We start from the raw sequence: 1,022 nt of genomic DNA on the forward strand, positions 1-1,022 counted from the left end.
CTCCTATGCCGCCTACCTATCTGGCATGGAGCATCGTGGCTATGCTGGTGTGTTGTGTGGTCACCGGCATTGTGGCGCTGATCTATTCCACCAAGGTGTCGAGCCGATATTATGCCGGCGACTATGAGGGTGCCCGCAAGGCTTCGGAAAACACGGCGATATGGCTGGCTGTGACGATAGTGTGCGGCCTGATAGCTATACCGTTCCAGGTGGTGCTGTCTATGCTATGAGCCGCAGGCTGCTTTGGTGGATAGCCGGGGCAGTGATCCTTGCCGCTCTTGTGGCGGTCTATGCTGTCTTTGATCCTGCCGAATCGCATTTTCCGCGATGTCCGTTTCTTACTCTAACCGGGCTGCAGTGTCCGGGCTGTGGGTCGCAACGGGCCGTCCACGCCATGCTCCATGCCGACTTTGCCGGAGCTTTCAAGTCCAATGCTCTGCTGGTGGCATCGATGCCGCTTGTGGCTCTGATGCTTGTGGCGCAGGGCATGAGGCGGAGTATGCCGCGAGTCTACAATGCGCTCAATGGCCGGACGATGATATGGATCGTGTTTGTAGTGATAATAGTCTGGTGGATAGCTCGGAATATATGGAACTTACCATAGCCGGAATGGTGTGCCGCCATTGTGTGGCCGAGGTGGAACGTGTGCTCCGCGCTCAGGGACTGACGGTGGAGGAGGTGGAGCTTGGAAGGGCGCGTGTGGCCGAGACGGAGTTATCGCCCGACGCACGCCGTCGGCTTGTGGAGGCTCTGGAGGCCTCGGGGTTCAGGATCGTGACCGACCACGCCGCAGAGGTGGTGGAGCGTGTGAAACTTGCCGTGATGCATCATGTGCGCGAAGAGCCCGACTGCCGGCTCAACCTGTCGGCATGTGTGGAGCGTCAGACCGGTGAGCCGTATGCTGTCGCAAGCCGTATGTTCAGCCAGAGCGAAGGGCGCACGATAGAGAAATACCATATAGCCCAGAAAGTGGAGCGGGTGAAGGAACTGCTGAGCTATGGCGACCGCACGGTGAGTGAGAT

3 protein-coding genes are annotated in these 1,022 nt (G+C 58.7%); all 3 read left to right on the top strand.

Annotated features, from left to right (window positions below):
- Nucleotides 1–230: CD225/dispanin family protein (locus tag C5O24_RS13705; protein ID WP_107681992.1), on the top strand; the 230-nt coding region annotated here is incomplete at its 5' end.
- Nucleotides 227–604: a DUF2752 domain-containing protein gene (locus tag C5O24_RS13710; RefSeq protein WP_161553926.1), complete on the top strand. Its 378-nt coding sequence runs from the start codon at nucleotides 227–229 to the stop codon at nucleotides 602–604. The genes C5O24_RS13705 and C5O24_RS13710, both read left to right, overlap by 4 nt.
- Nucleotides 589–1,022, top strand: a 434-nt coding sequence (locus C5O24_RS13715; protein ID WP_107681993.1) for a heavy-metal-associated domain-containing protein, incomplete at its 3' end; no start/stop codon positions are given. The genes C5O24_RS13710 and C5O24_RS13715, both read left to right, overlap by 16 nt.

Origin of the sequence: Paramuribaculum intestinale, assembly GCF_003024925.1 — a bacterium.
In the GTDB taxonomy this organism is placed as follows: domain Bacteria; phylum Bacteroidota; class Bacteroidia; order Bacteroidales; family Muribaculaceae; genus Paramuribaculum; species Paramuribaculum intestinale.